This window comes from Tritonibacter scottomollicae, from assembly GCF_003003215.1.
In the GTDB taxonomy this organism is placed as follows: Bacteria; Pseudomonadota; Alphaproteobacteria; order Rhodobacterales; family Rhodobacteraceae; genus Epibacterium; species Epibacterium scottomollicae.
Map to the genome: position 1 here is coordinate 39,009 of NZ_PVUF01000018.1, position 18,329 is coordinate 57,337.

Here is an 18,329-nt window from a genome sequence, read left to right on the forward strand (position 1 = left end):
AAACATGTCAAAGCGCGGGGCACCGAGCAGGCGTTTGCCGGTCAGCTGACGCATCCCGGGATCCAGGGGTGATCAGATCGGCGCGTTGGACAGCGCCAGAACCCCCATCTGCTCCAGCCCCTGCAGCACACTGTCCACCGCAACGGTCGCCAGAATAAGCCCCATGACCCGGCTGATAACGCTGACCCCGGTCTGGCCGATCAGCTTCTGGATCTTGCTGGCCAGCAACAGCAGCAAAAATGTAATCACAAGCACGAAAAGCAGGACCACGGCGGTCATCGTCTGCTCCACGATCCCGGTGGAGTGATTGTCGGTCAGGATCACCACCGCCAAGATCGCTCCGGGCGACGCGATCGACGGGATCGCCAGCGGGAAGACCGCCCCGGAGAGATCTTCGGTTTCGGCTTCCTTGATCTCGCTTGCGGCCTTGGTTTCGCCAAAGATCATGCTGAGGGCAAAGAGGAACAAGATGATCCCGCCGGCGATCTGGAACGCGCCAAGACGCAGACCAATGCCTTCCAGAATGATCTGCCCGAGCACCAGAAACAGCCCAAGCACCAGCGCCGAGACCAATACCGCCCGCAGAGCAAAGGACCGATGCAAGCGTTGCGGCACTGCTGCCGTGGCAAACAGAAACACCGGGATGGTCCCGACCGGGTCGATCACCACAAAGAGCGTGATGAATTCACGGAGCAGGTCCTGAAACGCAAAAGGCCAGCTCATGAGGTGCGATCTCCGGTCAGCAGTGGACCGCGCCAGCCGGGATCAGCTTTTGCGACCGTCGAGGTGTTTGCGCAAGCGCGATGGCGTCGACTTTTTCTTGCCCTTGTAGGGGTTCTTGTCGCCCTGCCCGCGCAGCGTCAAGCGGATCGGCGTGCCAGGCATGTCGAAATCTTCGCGCAGCCCGTTGACCAGATAGCGGTTGTAGCTTGCTGGCATCTTGTCGGGATGCGAGCACATCACCACAAAGCCCGGTGGCCGGGTCTTGGCCTGGGTCATGTAGCGCAGCTTGATGCGCTTGCCCTGCGGTGCGGGCGGCGGGTGCTGCTCCAGCATGCCCGAAAGCCAGCGGTTCAGCGCCGCCGTGGGAATACGCCGGTTCCAGACGTCATGGGCCTTCATGATGGCGTCGTGCAGCCGGTCAAGGCCCCGGCCCGTCTTGGCAGACACGGTAATCAGCGGCGCGCCGCGCAGCTGCGGCAGCAGGCGATCGAAGGCTTCCTTGAGCGCCTTCAGCTTTTCCTGCTTCTCGTCCTCGATGTCCCATTTGTTCACCGCGACAACCACGGCGCGGCCTTCGCGCTCGGCCAGATCGGCGATGCGCAGATCCTGCTGTTCAAACGGGATCGCCGCGTCGAGCAAGACAACGACGACCTCGGCAAATTTCACCGCCCGCAGCCCGTCGGAGACGGAAAGCTTTTCCAGCTTTTCCTGCACCTTGGCCTTCTTGCGCATACCGGCGGTGTCAAAGATCCGCATCGGTGTGCCGGCCCAGTCGATCTTGAGGCTGATGGCATCGCGGGTGATCCCGGCCTCGGGGCCGGTCAGCAGACGATCCTCACCGAGGATCTTGTTGATCAGGGTGGACTTGCCCGCATTGGGGCGACCGACAACGGCCACTTGCAGCGGTTTTTCCATTGTAGGAACGGGCGTTGCGGCGATTTCCTCGCCCGCGTTGAACTCGGAATCCTCGTCCTCGTCGAGCACCACATCGGTGATCGGAGCGGTCTCAGCGGCCAATTCCTCGAACTTGTCGGAGACCGGACGCAGCTCGGAGTAAAGATCGTTCAGCCCCTCGCCATGTTCACCCGACAGGCGGATCGGCTCGCCCAGTCCAAGTCCGTAAGCCTCAATCACACCGGCGTCGGCGGCAGAGCCTTCGGATTTGTTGGCCGCCAGGATCACATGCGCGGATTTCTTGCGCAGGATTTCGGCAAACAGCTCATCCGTCGGGGTCACCCCGGTGCGCGCGTCGATCATGAAGAGGCAGACATCGGCCATCTCGACAGCGCGCTCGGTCAGGCGACGCATGCGCCCCTCAAGGCTGTTGTCGGTGGCGTCCTCAAGCCCGGCGCTGTCGATCACTGTGAACCGCAGATCGCCCAGCCGCGCTGCGCCCTCGCGCAGGTCGCGCGTGACACCGGGCTGGTCGTCGACCAGCGCCAGTTTCTTGCCGACGAGACGGTTGAACAATGTGGATTTGCCCACATTGGGGCGCCCCACGATGGCGAGCGTAAAGGACATGGAACCGAACTTTCCGAGATTGTGAACCGCGCGCATACCGTATCCTTGATGCGCGCGCCAGTAAATAATAACGCGAGGCGCCCGACATCACGGCAATGCCAGCCCGTCTGACAACGGACCACATCAGCGCGTCTCCAGCCTCACGTGTCGTGCCGCGATATACCTCTGGCCTAAACTGAGACAGTCAGCAGCGACGATCTGAGATCAGCACAGCTCGCGGCCTGTCAGCGAAACGCTGCGAGGTTTCCGTCGCGGGTCACCACATAAAGCGTGCCGTTTGCCACCACCGGTTCTGTCGTCGCACCGCCCTTGACCTCGACCGTTCGCACGAGGCTGCCATCAACGGGATTGAAGAACCGCAACAGCCCGTCGTTGGACGCGACCACCAGCTGCCCACCGGCAAGGATGGGGCCATGGTGGGCCACGATCTCGGCCCGTTTGCGCGGTTTGTCCTTGAGATAGCCCGGCAGATCCACCGACCAGATGGTTTTGCCGTCATTTGCGCCAAGGCGCATCAGGCGGCTGCGGTCATTGACCAGGAACACGCTGCCACCGGCAACCCAGACCGGACCAAAGGTTCCCTCAAACGCGGTCCACAGACGCTCGCCCGACTTAACGTCAAACGCGGCCGTCCGGCCAGAGTGATTGCCCACATAGACCCGATTGCCGTCCATGAACGGTGCGCCGGTCACGTCACTGATCTGCGAAATGGCACTGCCCGTGCGCGCACCGGAAACCGAGGCGATCCAGCGCTGGAACCCGCCGCGGCGGAAGCTTCCAACCAGATCACCGGACCCGAAGGCAAAGACCGAGATCTCAGAGCCGACTACCGGCGCAGGGGCGCCCAGGATATTCGAGGCACTAGGGCTCGCCCGCAGCTGCCACGCGATCCGGCCATCTTTGGTATCCACCACCCAGCCGGTGTCATCCCCGGCCACCAGATACAGCAGACCATCACGAATCGTCGGGTTACCAGAGCCGGTTGCCTCCAGCTCCTGGCGCCAGACCTGGTTCCCGGTCTTGGCATCCAGCGCCGTCAATACCCCGAACCCGGAGGAGATATAGACTACCCCGTTCGCATAGGCGATGCCACCGCCAGTGGCGTCGCCATCGTCATCCGCGCCCGGCAGGATGGAGGTCTGCCACAGGACCGCACCAGCGGGCGAAACCGCCGAGACCTGGGATGATGCATCAAGCGTATAAATGCGCCCGCCCCCAACAACAGGCGCAGCGGTGATACGCTGCTTGCGGCTGTCGCCTTCACCGATATTGGTGGACCAGATCGGCGCGGGTGCCGCTGACAGGGCTGCATGCGTGGTTCGCGTGGTCGGCTGGCCCGGACTTTGCGTCCAGGCGCCATTGGTCACCGCACGGGGCAACGAAATGGCGACCGCGCGGTTCTGGACGTCACCGCCCTGACCGCCGTGAATGTCCTCCCGCGCACCGCGCAGAATTTCCTCCGGCTCGGAGCACCCCAAAAGCAGGGCCGCAATCGCCGTTGCCATCACACTTGCACGGAGGCCGAAACCGCCTGGACTTGCCGTCATTACCCTGCCCCTGTCGTTATTCATGGGTCATACCACTGGCCTTCTTCGCGGATCTGCTTGTCGCAGATCTCAGCCTTCCTGTGCGTCCGCCTCAGGCGATCCACCAAGGGCCACAATCACTTGAGAGACGCGCTCTTGCAAGTCCCGGGACACACCGGCCGACGCAGCAATCTCGTTGAGACGCGCAAGGGCAGCATCGGTATCGCCCGCTTCAATATCCAAAAGCGCCAATTGCTCGGCCGCCAGATACTGCAGGGAGCCGCCAGCGGCAGCAAGGGTGTCGAGACGCAGACGGCGCTCTTCAGCGGGTAGCGTATCCGCTTGCAGGGTGACCGACTTAAAGGCGGCAATATCGCGGTAGACCTGCGGCAGGTCCGCCGTGGTCGCGATGCCATCGAGAATAGTCGCAGCCCCTGCGACATCTCCGGCATCGGCCAAAGCGGCGGCTTCAGCCATGTCCACCACCGCCTGCGCGCCGAGGCTGTCGGATGTGATCGCTGCCAGCTCTTCGGCCCGGGTGGACGAGTCGTCGGCGGCCAGCGCCGTCGTCATTGCGTCCCCCACGGCCTGCGCTTCACTGCGCGCCTGGGCCTGGCTGTACTCGCGCCAGGCGGCACCGCCAACGATCAGGACAACCACTACGGCACCGATCCAGCCATAGCGCTTGAGCATCAGGAACAGGCGATCACGGCGGACCTCTTCTGTCACCTCGTTGATGAAACTGTCGGTATCGCTCATGAAACGGCCCTTGTCCCTCGTGTCCGCGCACCCACGACGGGGCGGCATTATCTCTTGCCGATGTGTCATAGCCTGCCCGTTCAGACAAGCCAAGTCCCGTCCACTTCGGCACAAAATGCTCCGATTCCGCGCAAAGCGGCCCCCAAACGATGAGAATCTTTACCTCTGCGACGCATTTTGCGTGACAAGAGCAATCTGAGGCATTTTGTTACGCGCGAGAAAACCTACGTTCCTTGGCGGCCTATTTCTTCGCCACCGGTACCGGATAAATTTTGCCGCCTGTGACCTGCATCACAGTGTGACGCGACGGAACAAGGTAGTATCAACAAAAAGTGTTCAATTTGGAGTCGACTTTTACAATGCGCATCATCCCCCCTCTGACCGCCCTGGTCGTGACTGCTGGCCTTTATGCCGTGGTCATGGAGCGCGACAGCCTGCTGGCTTTCGCCCGCGGCGAGGACACCACGGAGATCGAAGCCGACGCGGCAGAGGCCTCGGACGATCAGTCGCAACTGGCAGAGGCCGAGGATGCCGGCGTGCGCGTGGCCGTGGTGGCTGTGCACAGCCAGGCCCGCGCCATTGACAATGCGGTCGTGCTGCGCGGCCAGACTCGGGCCATACGCGAAGTCAACGTCATGGCGGAGACCACCTCTACCGTGATCTCCGAGCCCCTGCGCAAAGGCGCGTCGATCAAGAAGGATGAGGTGCTCTGCGAGCTGGACCCGGGAACCCGACCGGCGTCGCTGCTTGAAGCCCGCGCGAGATTGCTGGAAGCGCGCGCCAAGATGCCAGAGGCCGAGGCCCGGCTGAAGGAAGCCCATGCTGTGCTGGAAGAAGCGCGCATCAACCTGACTGCGGCTCAGAAACTCTCCGAAGGGGGATACGCCTCCGAGACCCGGCTGGCATCGGCCAAGGCCGCCGAGAGCACCGCGCAGGCAGCCATCGCCTCCGCCGAAGGTGGGCTTGAATCGACCCGGGCAGGCATTGAATCTGCGGTCGCCGCTGTGGCCTCTGCAGAAAAGGAAATGGACCGTTTGGTACTGCATGCGCCGTTCAATGGTATCCTTGAATCCGACACCGCAGAGATCGGCAGCCTGCTGCAACCGGGCAGCCTCTGCGCGACAGTGATACAGCTGGATACGATCAAACTGGTTGGCTACGTGCCGGAGAATGCCATCGACCACGTTACGCTTGGCTCAAAGGCCGGTGCACGCCTTGCCGCTGGGCAAGAGGTGACGGGCACGGTATCCTTCATCAGCCGGTCGGCTGATGAGGCCACCCGCACCTTCGAAGTGGAAATCACCGTTCCGAACCCGGACCTGAAAATCCGCGATGGTCAGACCGCCGAGATCGTCATCGCAGCCGAAGGCACAAAGGCGCACCGCCTGCCGCAGTCTGCACTGACGCTGAACAACGAGGGACAATTGGGCGTGCGCGTGGTACGTGCCGACAGCACCGCCGGGTTTGTACCTGTCCGCCTGCTGCGGGACGAAGCGGCGGGTGTCTGGCTTGATGGCCTGCCCGAAGAGGCGGATGTCATCATCGTGGGACAGGATTTTGTCACCGAAGGGGTTGCCCTGAAACCCAGCTATCGGGAGATGAGTGAATGATCGGCCTCGTTAATTGGGCTGCAGACCGCGCACGGATGGTGATGGCCTTCATCGCCATTTCGCTGCTGGTGGGTGGCTTTGCCTATGTCAGCCTGCCCAAGGAGGGTGAGCCAGACATCGAAATCCCCGCCCTGTTCATCTCAGTCTCCTTCCCCGGCATCTCTGCCGAGGATTCCGAGACCCTGCTGGTCAAGGTGATGGAAACCGAGCTGGGGGATCTTGACGGGCTCGACAAGATGTCGGCGACCGCCGCCGAAGGCTATGCCGGTGTGGCGCTGGAATTCGATTTCGGCTGGGACAAGACCGCCGTTATGGCCGACGTGCGCGATGCCATGGATTCCGCCGAAGCTGCCTTTCCCGAAGGAGCAGAGAAATACGCGATCCATGAGATCAACTTTTCCGAGTTTCCGATCGTCATCGTGAACATGTCCGGCCCGGTGCCGGAACGCACAATGGCGCGGCTTGCCAAGGACTTGCAGGACGACATCGAAGCTCTTGATTCCGTGCTCGAAGCAGGCATCGCCGGCAACCGCGATGAGATGGTCGAGGTGCTGATCGACCCGCTGCGGCTGGAATCGTACAATGTCACCGCTGTTGAGCTGATCAATGTGGTCCAGAACAACAACCAGCTGATTGCCGCCGGCGAAGTCGAAAGCAATCAGGGCACCTTCTCGGTCAAGATCCCGTCCTCCTTTGACAGCGTTGAGGATATCTACGGCCTGCCGGTCAAAACCAACGGCGACCGCGTCGTGACGCTGGGCGAACTGGCCGAAATCAACTTCACCTTCGAGGACCGTCAGGGCACCGCCCGGTTCAACGGCAGCGACACGTTTGCCCTGCAGGTGGTAAAGCGCAAGGGCTTCAACCTCATCGATACGGTCGAGCAGGTCAAAGCCACGCTTGCAGAGTCCCAGAAAAAATGGCCGCCGGAGCTGCAGACCGCGGTGACACTCGGGACCTCCAACGACCAGAGCCGTGTTGTCGGATCTATGGTGAGCCAGCTCGAAGGCTCGGTATTGACCGCGGTGGCGCTGGTCATGATCGTGGTGCTCGCCGCGCTTGGCAGCCGCGCTGCTCTGCTGGTGGGGTTCGCGATCCCGACCTCCTTCCTGCTGTGCTTTGCCTTTCTCGCCCTGATGGGGATTTCGGTCTCCAACATCGTGATGTTCGGCCTCATCCTTGCGGTGGGCATGCTGGTGGATGGCGCGATCGTGGTGGTCGAATACGCTGACAAGCGGATCTCCGAAGGCACCGGCCCGATGCACGCCTACGTCGAGGCCGCACAGCGCATGTTCTGGCCGGTGGTCTCCTCCACTGCGACGACGCTCTGTGCCTTCCTGCCAATGCTGTTCTGGCCCGGCGTTCCAGGTGAATTCATGGGCATGCTGCCAGTGACGCTGATCTTCGTTCTGTCCGCATCCCTGGTTGTGGCGCTGATCTACCTGCCCGTCATGGGCGGCGTGACCGGCCGGATGAGCCGGACCTTCGGCAATGCCTCCGACGCTCTGCGTCGCACCCTGCCATGGGTGATGCGCGCCGCGCTGGTGCCGGTGGCAATCTGGGGCATGTTTGCAGGTGCCATGCAACTGCTGAACCCCGGTTATCTGATCCCAGGCGGAACGGGCACCGCTGCCACCCTGCTGGGTGTGGTGATCTTTCTGGCCTCTGCCGTCGCCGCCTCTGTGACCCTCGGCGCCGCAGAGCTGCAGCATCGCCAGCGCCGCGTGGTCGCGGGCCATCGCCTCGGTGGTTTTGGCTGGGTGATCAAGCTGATCGTCGGCAACCCGGTGATGCCGGTGGTCACGCTGGCGGTTGTCGGCTTTGGCATCATGACCGTCTTTGGCCTGTTCCAGACCAACAACCATGGCGTGGAATTCTTTGTCGAAAGCGAACCGGAGCAGGCCACCGCCTATGTTCGGGCCCGCGGTAATATTTCGCTGAGTGAAAAAGACGCGATGGTGCGCGACACCGAACAGATGATCATGCAGCATCCTGCGGTGATCAACGTCTTCTCCTTTGCCGGCGAAGGGGGGCTGAATACAGATGCCTCCGGCGCCAGTACCCCGCCTGATACCATCGGTCAGGTTCAGTTCGAAATCATCCCATGGGAAGATCGCCCAACCAAAAGCGAGCCAGTGTTCGGCGGCTTGTTCGAGCGCGAGGTCACAGCCGACGCCTTTGACGGCAAAACCGTGCTGGACGAGCTGTCAGGCATGGTCGCGACGCTCCCCGGATTTGAAGTGGAGATCAAGGCGCTTGAAGGGGGCCCCGCCTCCGGCAAGCCGCTGCATCTGCGCATCAAGGGCGATGAGTGGGAGCCGCTGCGTGCCGCCACCAACATGGCCCGCACCCGTTTCGAGGACACGCCGGGCCTGACCCTGATCGAGGACAGCCTGCCCCTGCCGGGGATCGATTGGGAAATCGACGTGGATGTGGCAAAGGCCGGTCGCTATGGCGCCGATGTGGCCACGGTGGGCGCAATGGTACAGCTGGTGACGCGGGGCATTCTGCTCGACACCATGCGGGTGGACAGCTCGGATGAGGAAATCGACATCCGCCTGCGCCTGCCCGAACAGCAGCGCGTGCTGTCCACTCTCGATACGCTGAAGCTGCGCACCGATGAAGGTCTGGTGCCCCTGTCGAACTTCGTCACGCGCAAACCTGTGCCGAAGCTCGCCACCATCTCCCGCATTGAGCAGCAGCGCTATTACGACGTGAAGGCGGATGTGGAACCGGGCCTGAGCCAGATCCTCATGCCGCAGGATAGCGGCGAGGCGCGATCGCTTGCCATCGTGAAGCAGCTGACCGAAGGGCAGACCGCCTCGGATCAGGCCATCACCCTGCCCGGCGGCGCCGTCGCGGAGATCAAGACCCTCACCGGAGCCACCTCGGAAAATGAGCTGCGCGCAGCGCTCGCCACCGGCGAAACCGAGACCGTATTGATCAATGCAAACGAGCGTATTGCCGAGCTAACCAAATGGCTGGAAACCTCACCTTTTGACTCCTCCATCGACTGGGAGTGGACGGGCGATCAGGAAGAACAGGCAGAATCCGGTGCCTTTCTGATGAAAGCCTTTGCCGGGGCGCTGGGGTTGATGTTCGTGATCCTGCTGGCGCAGTTTAACAGCTTTTACAATTCCGTGCTGGTGCTGCTGGCGGTGGTTCTCTCCACCACCGGGGTGCTGATCGGTATGATGGTGATGCAGCAGCCCTTCTCGATCATCATGACCGGCACAGGGATCGTGGCACTGGCGGGGATCGTGGTGAACAACAACATTGTTCTCATTGATACCTATCAGGAATTCAGCCAGCACATGCCTCGGCTTGAGGCGATCATCCGGACCGCGGAGGCGCGCATCCGGCCCGTGTTGCTGACCACCATCACCACGATGGCGGGTCTGGCGCCGATGATGTTCGGCATCAGCCTCGACTTCATCGACGGCGGGTATTCCATCAACAGCCCGACTGCGCTGTGGTGGAAACAGCTGGCAACAGCGGTGGTCTTTGGCCTGGGTGTGGCCACCGTGCTGACACTGGTTGTCACCCCATCTCTGCTGGCGCTCCGGGTCTGGCTCTCCACCTATATGAGCTGGATGAAACGGATCACGGCACGGATCACCGGTGGCAGCACCAGTCAGGTGGCACAGGACAGCGAGCTGGCCCGCAAGGCCCGTCGGCTGCCCTCGACCGAAATCGACTGGACGGCGGAGGCACATCCCGCAGCCCCGCAGGACGACAGTCCGAGACAAGACGCCGAGGATGAGACCGACAGCACAGCAGGCTCGCAACCCTCGACCGGGCCGTCCCCTCTGAGGGCCGCGGAATAACCCCCCTTCCCTTGGGCCACTGCAGCCCATCAGAACATAGGAAAGCCCCCTCCCGAATACTCAGGAGGGGGCTTTTTTCGGCGTGATGACAAAGTCCTGACGCGTCCGTATTCTGACGCGCTGGCTGACTGGCTGGCATCGGGATCATGACTGATCCCGACACCTCCGGACTTCAGATCAGCTCTTGTCCATCATGCTCTGTGCTTCCAGAACATCGGATTGCTCTGCCTGGTCGATCTCTTCCATATCGGCGACACCGTCCTTATTCACATCAACCATCTCAAAGGTCTTCTTGGTCAGAGTGGGATACTCCTGCTTCAGCTCCTTGTAGGTCAGCGCGCCCGCCTGCTCTACTTCGGCGACGGCAGGTGCTGCGAACAGGGCGGCAACGGCGGCGGTTGTCAATACGATGGATTTCATAATGTCCTCCTTTAGAGGTCTTACTCGTGAATTTGAGGGGATGCCCCCTCGTGACACCACAGAACGTAAGAAGGCCGCTGCCGATCCCCAGCCCTCGCGACCTGATCCACAACCTCTCAGCGCCTCCCTGCTGGTCAGGCATTTTACGGACAGCAAGACTCCGCACAGATCTGACAGATGGGCCGCCCTCACGAGGGCGTGATGGAACATCACCGCAAGTTGGCTCGACATCCACATGAAAAACATAGGTTTTTCGCATTCAGACCTGGACCATTTCAGGGCCCGGAACCTCTGTCCCACCCATCCGTGGAGCCCTCGAACAAAAAAGACCCCGCCGCAAGGACGAGGTCTCTTCTGATTGTGCGCGTCGTCTCGGGGGTGGCCAGCCACATCTTTGGGGAAAGATGTGGACATCGGATCCAGGGAAGAGCCCGTAGGCCAGATCACGACCATGACGGCACAATAAACAGCGGGTGGCCCGCACCAAAACACATGCAGACCCGTCGCACGACGCACCACCCGAAACCGGGGCAGACCACCAAAGATGGCCCGCCCCATCATGAGGCTGGATCAGCCGTTCTTGAGAAGAAGCCCTGCGTCCTGAGCGGCGGCGATCTCCTCCATGTCGGCCTCACCACTTGCATCCACATCGATCTGCGCGAATGTGTCTTCGGTCAGTGCCGGGTAGGCGACTTGCAGCTCTTCCAGCGACAGGGCGCCACTGCCATCTGCATCGACTTCTGCGGCAAAGTTGCTGGCCATAGCTGGTGCAGCGGCCAGAGTTGCGATAGCGGCGGCGGTCAGGGCAAAAGTCTTCATCGTTATACTCCACTCGTTTGTTTGTATGTGTCGCTCGGCACATCTGCGCCTCGTGACAAGAATGAAGGTAGAGAGCCGATCTGCCCGCTGCCAGTGGGCCGCGACAAGGGGGTGAATTCGGGCGATGATCGGCCTGATTTTCTCTTTCACACCGGCGACTTAATGCGCGCTCCAACCACGTGGACATTTCCCCGCCGCCGCAGACAGGGCGTTCTGGCGGAGCCCCGCGCAAAACGGGTGCCGAATTGGGATCTGCATCTTTTGCGGGAACAAAGCGCTGTTTCGCAGTTTGCCTTGGCCTGCCCCAACCCGAGCTGCAGGCAGTAAAGAATACGCGCGATGCACCGGTTGTCTTCGATGCATCGCGCGTTGGGGTGTTGTGATTCTTCCAGCCTCCGGCGGTCAGGGCGCAAGCCACCGACGTCCAGAGCTGTTCAACAAGCGCCGCCGGGGATCAGGCGACGTCCTGATCGGCCTGCTGTCGCTGCCAGAGATAGGCATAGCGCCCGCCCTGCGACACCAGCTCGTCATGGGTGCCGGTCTCGGCAATCTCGCCCTGTTCCAGCACCACGATCCGGTCGGCCTCGGCGATGGTGGACAGGCGATGGGCGATGGTGATCACCGTGCGTCCCTGCCCGGCCCGCGCCAAGGCGCCCTTGATCTCCTGCTCGGTGTCGGAATCCAGCGCCGATGTGGCCTCGTCCAACAGCAGGATCGGCGGGTTTTTCAGCAATGTGCGCGCAATGCCCACCCGCTGTTTTTCACCGCCCGAGAGCTTCAGCCCGCGTTCGCCAACCTGGGTGTCATACCCCTCGGGCAATTGCGCGATGAAATCATGGATCTGCGCATCCCGCGCGGCGGCGATGATCTCTTCCTCCGTCGCGCCCTCACGGCCATAGGCAATATTGTAGCGAATGCTGTCGTTGAACAGCACCGTGTCCTGCGGCACCACGCCGATGGCACTGTGCAGGCTCTTCTGGGTCACGTTGCGCACATCCTGCCCGTCGATGGTCAGCGCGCCGCCGGTGACATCATAAAAGCGGAACAGCAACCGCCCGATGGTGGATTTTCCCGATCCGGTGGAGCCGACAATGGCCACCGTCTGCCCTGCCCCAACCGAAAGCGACACGCCCTTCAGGATCTCGCGCTCGCTGTCATAGCCGAAGCGCACGTCCTTCAGGCGGATCTCACCACCGGTGATCTGCAGATCGCGCGCGTCCGTGGCATCCTGCACATCCGGCGGCTGCTCCAGCAGGTCGAACATCTCGCCCATGTCCACCAGGCTTTGACGGATCTCGCGGTAAACCGTGCCGAGAAAGCCCAGCGGCCCGGTGATCTGGATCATATAGGCGTTGACCATGACAAAATCGCCAACGGTCATCTGGCCGCTCTCAACCCCGATTGCCGCCATCACCATCACGGTGATCAGCCCGGTGGTGATGATCACCGTCTGGCCGAAGTTCAGCGCCGCCAGCGAATAGGCGGTCTTGAGCGCCGCCGCCGCATAGCCCTTCATGGCAACGTCATAGCGCGCCGCCTCACGGTCCTCGGCTCCGAAGTATTTCACCGTCTCGTAGTTCAGCAGGCTGTCGATCGCCTTCTGGTTGGCGTCCGTGTCCTGCCGGTTCATCTCCCGGCGCAGCTTCACGCGCCATTCGGTCACCGCAAAAGTGAACCAGACATAAAGCCCCACGGTCACCGCAACCGCCACCAGATACCAGACGTCGAACCACAAGGCGAGCACGACCGCGACCAGCGTCAGCTCCAGCATCAGCGGCCCGATCGACAGCACCAAAAAGCGCAACAGGAACTCTACGCCCTTCACACCGCGCTCGATAATGCGGCTCAGGCCGCCGGTCTTGCGGGTGATGTGATAGCGCATGGACATGGCGTGAATATGCCGGAAGGTCGACAGCGCCAGCCGTCGCAGCGCCCGCTGCGTCACCGGCGCAAAGATCACGTCGCGCAACTGTTGAAAGCCCGCATTCATCACCCGCGCCATGCCATAGGCCACCGTCAGCCCCACGGCCCCCAGCGCCAAGAGCGGCACGCCTTCATCGGCCAGCGCATCCACCGCACCCTTGTAGAACACCGGAGTGAGCACGGCGATACCCTTGGCGCCGACCAAGACCAGCAGCGCCAGCACGACGCGCACCCGGATCGCCCGCTCGGTCTTCGGCCAGACATAGGGCCAGACCTTGCGCAGGGTACGCAGGCCGGAGCGGCGTTCGTCGGCGGCGGTGGGATCGTCCATCGGGGGCATCGGGCTTCCTTGTTCTTGGCTCTGTCGATCCGGGGTCGAATCCAGACATGACAAACGCGCCCCCATTTGGGAGCGCGCCCACATTCAAGTCTATGTAAGCTGTTACTTCGGCAGAGTGAAGATCTGCCCGGGATAGATCAGGTCCGGATCGCGAATATCGGACTTGTTGGCCTCGAACACCCGCACATAGAGAAAACCGCTGCCGTAGCGTTCCTGCGAGATCGCCCAGAGGCTGTCCCCTTCCTGCACGGTCACCACCTGGATGGCCGGAGCTGACGCATCCGGGCTCGATTCCGCCTCAAGCGCGGGCTGCAAGACCTCAGGTGCCTCGCGCTTGAACGGTGTTTCGAGGCGACTGCTGACACTGCCGTCGGCCAGGCTGATCTCGTCAAGGCGCAACGTGTAGATCCCCGGTGCCACCGAGGTCAGCGCCGTGGACCAGCGGCCGTCACTTGCGGTTGCGATATCCGTCACCGGGCTGTTGTCGAGATAGACCCGCACCAGCGCCTCGGGTTGTGCCCGTCCGGCCAATTGCACATCGCCCGTCTCGGTATAGCTGATGGTGTCCAATGCCACCTTGTTCACCAGCTCTGGCGTAACGGGCGTTGCGGGCTGCACCAAGGATACGCCGTCCTTGCCTGCGCGCAGTACCGTTACGGCCACGTCAGGTTGAGGCGCTGTCGCCCCGTCGGCCTCAACAGTGGTGTCTTCGGGTGTGGCCTGAGGCTCGGAAACGCCGGCCTGTTCACGCGGCGGCTGCGAGCCTGCATCATCGGTCGCGACGACAGGAGGCCGTGCTGGCTCCGCCGATCCCACGGCCTCTGCAGGCCCATCGCTCGCAGCCTCTGCTGCAGGAGGCGTCGCGAGCTGCGCACGGGTATCAGCTGCTGCGGGGCGCTGGGTCTCATCGGAAACCACCTCCGGTGCTGCGGCAGGATCAGACGCTGTTTCCGTCTCTACCCGAACCGATTGCGCGGCCTCTGCGCTGTCGCTCTCCGGCGCCGCTGCTTCAGCACTCTGCGACACGGTCGCGGTGTCCGCATCTGAACCGGTCTCGGCAACGGACACCTCCGAAGGTTCGTCCTGCAGTTCGTCCTGAGCACGCGCAACCACATCGGCCACCACCTCTTCGGGTGCGACGGGGTCAGCGGCGACCGCATCGGGCGCAACCGCTTCTGGGGCAACACTGTCAGGCGCTGCGGCATCAGCCACAACCACGTCGGGCGCATCCATTTGGGGCGTGGTCGCTTCAGACGCCGCAAACTCGGTCCCTGTGTCTTCAGACGCAACCACACCGCTTTCATCAGATGCCACCTGACTTGCATCATCAGGGACCATCGGCGCCGCATCGTCAGATGCTGCCGGGCCGGGTGATGTCGCATCCCGCGCAACATCCTGCGGCGCAGATGTATCAGAGGCCACCTCCTCCGGTCCTGCGTCTTCGGGCGCTGCGACCTCGGACCGGGAGCTGCTGTCGCGCTCCAGCGGCAACCACGCCTCATCCGCCTCAGCCGTGCGCAATTGAACAGGCGCAAGAATAAAGTTGTCCTCTGACGCTATCTCTTGCCCCTCGAACCGGGCCAGCAGCGACAAGACGCGCGGCTCGCTGCTGGAGGTGATGGTGACGAATGACACGAACTCCCCCGCCGCGGGCACGGTCTGGCTGTCCAGCACCTGCCCGTCAAGCAGCACCTGCACCTCGACCCCTGCCTGCGCGGAGGCCGCGACGATGCCGGATCCGTCCATGTCAAACCGGGCCACTTCCAGCTTCGGCGGGGCCAGAACAAAGCCGGGGTCACTTTCGTCCGGCACGGCGGTTTCAGGCGCCACCGAGGAGCCCTGCGCCGGATCCGTCTCCTGCGCAGAAGGCGCCGGCATCATCGGCGCAGGTGGCACCGCGAGGCCCAGCGATACAAGTTGACGCGCGACAAAGCTCTGCGCCCCGTCGCCCAACATACCGCCCCGCGCCAGAAAAAACCCACCGCCCACTACGACGACTGTCGCCACCGTGCCGATGGCCACCCCGGCGCCTGCGCCTATCCCGCTTGATTTCGTCATGTTGCGATGTATTCCCTTGCATCCCTTTGCACCGGTGGCCTTGTTGCCGACCACTCGGTTGAGCAAACCTAGCAATACCGCTATGACGGGTCAAAGCACGATGTTTCTCTGCACTCGTCCGAAATTCCGTTGAAAATGAAAAAGGTGCGCCATGGCTGTCACATCCGTCTGCGTCTATTGCGGCTCCCGCATGGGAAAAAATCCAAGCTATGAAGCCGCGGCACAGACATTGGGCATGGGGTTGGCCAATGCTGGCCTGCGACTGGTCTACGGGGCCGGTGACGTCGGGCTGATGGGCACCGTTGCGCGCGCAGCGCAGGCTGCAGGTGGCGAGACCTTCGGCGTGATCCCCGAGCATCTGGTCAAACGCGAGGTCGGCAAGCGCGATCTCACCACTTATGTGGTGACGGAAACCATGCATGAACGCAAAAAGGTCATGCTCTACAACGCGGACGCCGTGCTGCTTTTGCCCGGCGGCATGGGGTCGCTGGATGAGTTGTTCGAGGCCATCACCTGGCGCCAGCTGGGTCTGCACAACAAGCCCATCGTGATCCTCAACACCGACGGCTACTGGGATCCGTTGCGTGCGTTGATGGATCATGTGGTGCAACAGGACTTTGCGGGGGCAGATCACGCAAGTTGCATTCTCTGGGCGCAGACCCCCGAAGAGGCGATTGCCGCCCTGACCTGAGGCGGCGCAAGCCAGCGAGCCTCGGACAAAGCAAACAACGCGGCCACGCGACAGTCCGCCGGATTTGGCCTGCGCCGATCGCAGAAAACGGAAAAAGACGCGGCACGGAAATGCGCCACGTCTTCTCTTTTATATCCTGATTTAGACCGGAGAGGCGCTCATGACGCGGCCAACTCCCGCTTCACGATCTGCTCGATCTCATCCAGCGGGTGATTGGTCAGGGTTTTTGGTATCTCGCCGGCAATCAGCGCGTTGACTTCCTTGTGCAGCTTCGGACGCAGATCGCCGAGCACTTGCGGGGATGCCACCAGAACCACCGGCCCCAGCTTGCCCTTGTGGGCACGGGCATAAAGCAGCTCTGCGATGTCATCGGCAAAGCGTTCCTTTGCCAGTTCGTGCCAATCCGTGTCATCCAGCGCTGAGCGTTGGCCGACGCCGGTGTCCTGCATGCGACCTGGACGATTGGCGGATTGCGCCTGATCGGAGGGGTTATCCTGCTCCTCCTTCTTGCGCACCTCGAAATGCGGATCCTGACCATCGGTGATGTTCTCCAGCAGCAAGGCCTTCTCGCTGTCGGCCACCAATACATAAGTCCCTTGGTCTAAAGCGCTCATCACTGGTCCTCCTGCTCATTTGACTTGGTCACGCGGGTGGCGCCTGCGGGGCGCTCCTTGGCACGTTTCTCTTCGTCTTCGCTGGCGACTTCGCGCGCCAGACGTCCGCCATTGCGCCCACCATGGGACACGCTCCCGTCGGCACCGAGAATATCCTTGGTTTCCTGATGTCCGTCCTTTGATCGCACACGCTCTGCCATCTCAGTCCTCCATACTTGGCTTCATTCAGTTGGAAAACGCGGAGCGTGCGCTGAATGTTCCACCGGAAACCTGCGTGCATAGTCTGGCGGCGAGACAGCAAAAGGCCCCGTCCGATGCCGGACGGGGCCTGTCGATACGTTTGCCGTTGCGCCGGAATTTACAGGCGGGAGGCGACGTTTTCCCAGTTCACCAGGTTGTCGAGGAAGTTCGACAGGTAGGCCGGGCGCTTGTTGCGGAAGTCGATGTAGTAGGAGTGTTCCCACACGTCACAGCCCAGAAGTGCGGTTTGGCCGAAGCACAGCGGGTTGACGCCGTTTTCGGTCTTGGTGACTTTCAGGCCACCATCGGTGTCCTTGACCAGCCATGCCCAGCCGGAGCCGAACTGACCGGCGCCTGCGGCGGAGAAGTCTTCCTTGAACTTGTCGACAGAGCCGAAGGACTCAACCAGAGCTTTTTCCAGCTCACCCGGCATCGCGCTGCCGTTCGGGCCCATCATTTCCCAGAACTGGTTGTGGTTCCACAGCTGGGAGATGTTGTTGAAGATGCCGTTCTGCGCCACGGCGTCCTTGTTGTAGGTGCCGGTGATGATGTCTTCGAGGGACTTGCCCTCCCACTCGGTGCCGGCGATCAGCTTGTTGCCGTTGTCGACATAGGCCTTGTGGTGCAGGTCGTGGTGGTATTCCAGCGTCTCGGCGGACATGCCCTTGGACGCCAGCGCATCATGTGCATAGGGAAGATCGGGAAGTTCAAAAGCCATTTTGGCCCCCTGTCATTTAATGTTGCGTTCCTGAGGGATACATGCGGCCCCGCCCCGGTTTGGTCAAGCCCGCGCAGGCGGAAAATCGCAGGGATGCCAGAGACTCCAAGTACACTCACTTGCGCAATGCGCAGCGCCCGTTGCCGGACTCGGTATTGCCATATCCCGGAATGTCCATGTTGAGAAAGGCTTTGCCGTTGCCCTTCTGATGCGTGAGCGAGAAATTCAGCGTCGCCTTCTGGCCGGAACTGCTGATGACATCCTTAAGCGACCAGCGCACACGCAGCCGCTTATTGGTGTTCTTGACAAATTTCGCTGCCACCGGCGCAATTTTGTGATGATGACTGACGCTATCGATCACCTGCGCCGACTGCCCGTCAGCTGCCAGCTCCACAATGACTTGCGACGGGATGACATTGCGCCGATGCCCATCATTGAATGTGCAATCATAGGTTTGTGCAACCGCCGCAGAGGACATCGCTGCTAGAGCGACGGCCATGGAAAGCGTGAACGATTTGAATAACATGGTGCCTCCTTAAT

Annotated in this window: 15 protein-coding genes; 3 read left to right on the forward strand and 12 right to left on the reverse strand. The window is 62.0% G+C overall.

Annotated features, from left to right (window positions below):
• Window positions 1-72: 72 nt before the first annotated feature.
• The 4 genes from CLV89_RS19275 to CLV89_RS19290 form a co-directional block, all read right to left on the reverse strand.
• Window positions 73-723, reverse strand: coding sequence for a MarC family protein (locus CLV89_RS19275; protein WP_106165284.1), 651 nt, complete (start codon window positions 721-723; stop codon window positions 73-75).
• 42 nt (window positions 724-765) lie between these two features.
• On the reverse strand, window positions 766-2,244 hold the full coding sequence (der, locus tag CLV89_RS19280) for a ribosome biogenesis GTPase Der (RefSeq protein ID WP_106165312.1): 1,479 nt from the start codon (window positions 2,242-2,244) through the stop codon (window positions 766-768).
• Window positions 2,245-2,468: 224 nt separating this feature from the next.
• On the reverse strand, window positions 2,469-3,791 hold the full coding sequence (locus CLV89_RS19285) for a PQQ-like beta-propeller repeat protein (protein WP_106165285.1): 1,323 nt from the start codon (window positions 3,789-3,791) through the stop codon (window positions 2,469-2,471).
• Between the two features lie 69 nt (window positions 3,792-3,860).
• Window positions 3,861-4,529 carry a hypothetical protein gene (locus tag CLV89_RS19290; RefSeq protein WP_106165286.1) on the reverse strand — a complete coding sequence of 223 codons (669 nt, stop codon included), beginning with the start codon at window positions 4,527-4,529 and terminating at the stop codon, window positions 3,861-3,863.
• A 359-nt stretch (window positions 4,530-4,888) separates the two neighbouring features.
• Between CLV89_RS19290 and CLV89_RS19295 the strand changes: the two genes are divergently transcribed.
• Together CLV89_RS19295 and CLV89_RS19300 are read left to right on the forward strand one after the other, a co-directional pair.
• A complete protein-coding gene (locus CLV89_RS19295) occupies window positions 4,889-6,139 on the forward strand; it encodes an efflux RND transporter periplasmic adaptor subunit (RefSeq protein ID WP_106165287.1) in 1,251 nt (416 codons plus the stop codon).
• Window positions 6,136-9,966: an efflux RND transporter permease subunit gene (locus CLV89_RS19300; RefSeq protein WP_106165288.1), complete on the forward strand. Its 3,831-nt coding sequence runs from the start codon at window positions 6,136-6,138 to the stop codon at window positions 9,964-9,966. Before CLV89_RS19295 ends, CLV89_RS19300 begins: the two co-directional genes overlap by 4 nt.
• 177 nt (window positions 9,967-10,143) lie before the next feature.
• Here CLV89_RS19300 and CLV89_RS19305 read toward each other — a convergent pair whose 3' ends face one another.
• The 4 genes from CLV89_RS19305 to CLV89_RS19320 form a co-directional block, all read right to left on the reverse strand.
• Window positions 10,144-10,386, reverse strand: a complete 243-nt coding sequence (locus CLV89_RS19305; RefSeq protein WP_106165289.1) for a hypothetical protein — start codon at window positions 10,384-10,386, stop codon at window positions 10,144-10,146.
• Between the two features lie 570 nt (window positions 10,387-10,956).
• Window positions 10,957-11,205: an EF-hand domain-containing protein gene (locus CLV89_RS19310; RefSeq protein WP_106165290.1), complete on the reverse strand. Its 249-nt coding sequence runs from the start codon at window positions 11,203-11,205 to the stop codon at window positions 10,957-10,959.
• 454 nt (window positions 11,206-11,659) lie between these two features.
• Window positions 11,660-13,468 carry an ABCB family ABC transporter ATP-binding protein/permease gene (locus CLV89_RS19315; RefSeq protein ID WP_106165291.1) on the reverse strand — a complete coding sequence of 603 codons (1,809 nt, stop codon included), beginning with the start codon at window positions 13,466-13,468 and terminating at the stop codon, window positions 11,660-11,662.
• A 102-nt stretch (window positions 13,469-13,570) separates the two neighbouring features.
• A complete protein-coding gene (locus tag CLV89_RS19320; RefSeq protein ID WP_106165292.1) occupies window positions 13,571-15,526 on the reverse strand; it encodes a LysM peptidoglycan-binding domain-containing protein in 1,956 nt (651 codons plus the stop codon).
• A gap of 151 nt (window positions 15,527-15,677) precedes the next feature.
• Here CLV89_RS19320 and CLV89_RS19325 point away from each other — a divergent pair, with 151 nt between their 5' ends.
• The gene (locus CLV89_RS19325) at window positions 15,678-16,217 is read left to right on the forward strand and encodes an LOG family protein (RefSeq protein ID WP_106165293.1); all 540 of its coding nucleotides are present in this window, start codon (window positions 15,678-15,680) and stop codon (window positions 16,215-16,217) included.
• Window positions 16,218-16,375: 158 nt separating this feature from the next.
• On the opposite strand, the gene CLV89_RS19330 is transcribed toward CLV89_RS19325, so the two are convergent.
• The 4 genes from CLV89_RS19330 to CLV89_RS19345 form a co-directional block, all read right to left on the reverse strand.
• Window positions 16,376-16,831 carry a host attachment family protein gene (locus tag CLV89_RS19330; protein WP_106165294.1) on the reverse strand — a complete coding sequence of 152 codons (456 nt, stop codon included), beginning with the start codon at window positions 16,829-16,831 and terminating at the stop codon, window positions 16,376-16,378.
• Window positions 16,831-17,031 (reverse strand): hypothetical protein, encoded by a 201-nt coding sequence (locus CLV89_RS19335; RefSeq protein ID WP_106165295.1) that lies wholly within the window; start codon window positions 17,029-17,031, stop codon window positions 16,831-16,833. The genes CLV89_RS19330 and CLV89_RS19335 overlap by 1 nt, the downstream gene beginning before the upstream one ends.
• Window positions 17,032-17,189: 158 nt before the next feature.
• Complete coding sequence (locus CLV89_RS19340; RefSeq protein WP_106165296.1) at window positions 17,190-17,789, reverse strand: superoxide dismutase; 600 nt, start codon at window positions 17,787-17,789, stop codon at window positions 17,190-17,192.
• 115 nt (window positions 17,790-17,904) lie between these two features.
• Complete coding sequence (locus tag CLV89_RS19345; protein ID WP_106165297.1) at window positions 17,905-18,315, reverse strand: hypothetical protein; 411 nt, start codon at window positions 18,313-18,315, stop codon at window positions 17,905-17,907.
• Between the last annotated feature and the right edge of the window lie 14 nt (window positions 18,316-18,329).

Excerpts from the sequence above, each read along its gene's own strand:
- CLV89_RS19275 (WP_106165284.1), bottom strand. The coding sequence starts at position 723 with ATGAGCTGGCCTTTTGCGTTTCAGGACCTGCTCCGTGAATTCATCACG.
- CLV89_RS19315 (WP_106165291.1), bottom strand. The coding sequence starts at position 13,468 with ATGCCCCCGATGGACGATCCCACCGCCGCCGACGAACGCCGCTCCGGC.
- CLV89_RS19305 (WP_106165289.1), bottom strand. The coding sequence starts at position 10,386 with ATGAAATCCATCGTATTGACAACCGCCGCCGTTGCCGCCCTGTTCGCA.
- CLV89_RS19340 (WP_106165296.1), bottom strand. The coding sequence starts at position 17,789 with ATGGCTTTTGAACTTCCCGATCTTCCCTATGCACATGATGCGCTGGCG.
- CLV89_RS19320 (WP_106165292.1), bottom strand. The coding sequence starts at position 15,526 with ATGACGAAATCAAGCGGGATAGGCGCAGGCGCCGGGGTGGCCATCGGC.
- CLV89_RS19310 (WP_106165290.1), bottom strand. The coding sequence starts at position 11,205 with ATGAAGACTTTTGCCCTGACCGCCGCCGCTATCGCAACTCTGGCCGCT.
- CLV89_RS19285 (WP_106165285.1), bottom strand. The coding sequence starts at position 3,791 with ATGACGGCAAGTCCAGGCGGTTTCGGCCTCCGTGCAAGTGTGATGGCA.
- CLV89_RS19295 (WP_106165287.1), top strand. The coding sequence starts at position 4,889 with ATGCGCATCATCCCCCCTCTGACCGCCCTGGTCGTGACTGCTGGCCTT.
- CLV89_RS19290 (WP_106165286.1), bottom strand. The coding sequence starts at position 4,529 with ATGAGCGATACCGACAGTTTCATCAACGAGGTGACAGAAGAGGTCCGC.
- CLV89_RS19330 (WP_106165294.1), bottom strand. The coding sequence starts at position 16,831 with ATGAGCGCTTTAGACCAAGGGACTTATGTATTGGTGGCCGACAGCGAG.
- CLV89_RS19345 (WP_106165297.1), bottom strand. The coding sequence starts at position 18,315 with ATGTTATTCAAATCGTTCACGCTTTCCATGGCCGTCGCTCTAGCAGCG.
- CLV89_RS19335 (WP_106165295.1), bottom strand. The coding sequence starts at position 17,031 with ATGGCAGAGCGTGTGCGATCAAAGGACGGACATCAGGAAACCAAGGAT.
- der (WP_106165312.1), bottom strand. The coding sequence starts at position 2,244 with ATGTCCTTTACGCTCGCCATCGTGGGGCGCCCCAATGTGGGCAAATCC.
- CLV89_RS19300 (WP_106165288.1), top strand. The coding sequence starts at position 6,136 with ATGATCGGCCTCGTTAATTGGGCTGCAGACCGCGCACGGATGGTGATG.
- CLV89_RS19325 (WP_106165293.1), top strand. The coding sequence starts at position 15,678 with ATGGCTGTCACATCCGTCTGCGTCTATTGCGGCTCCCGCATGGGAAAA.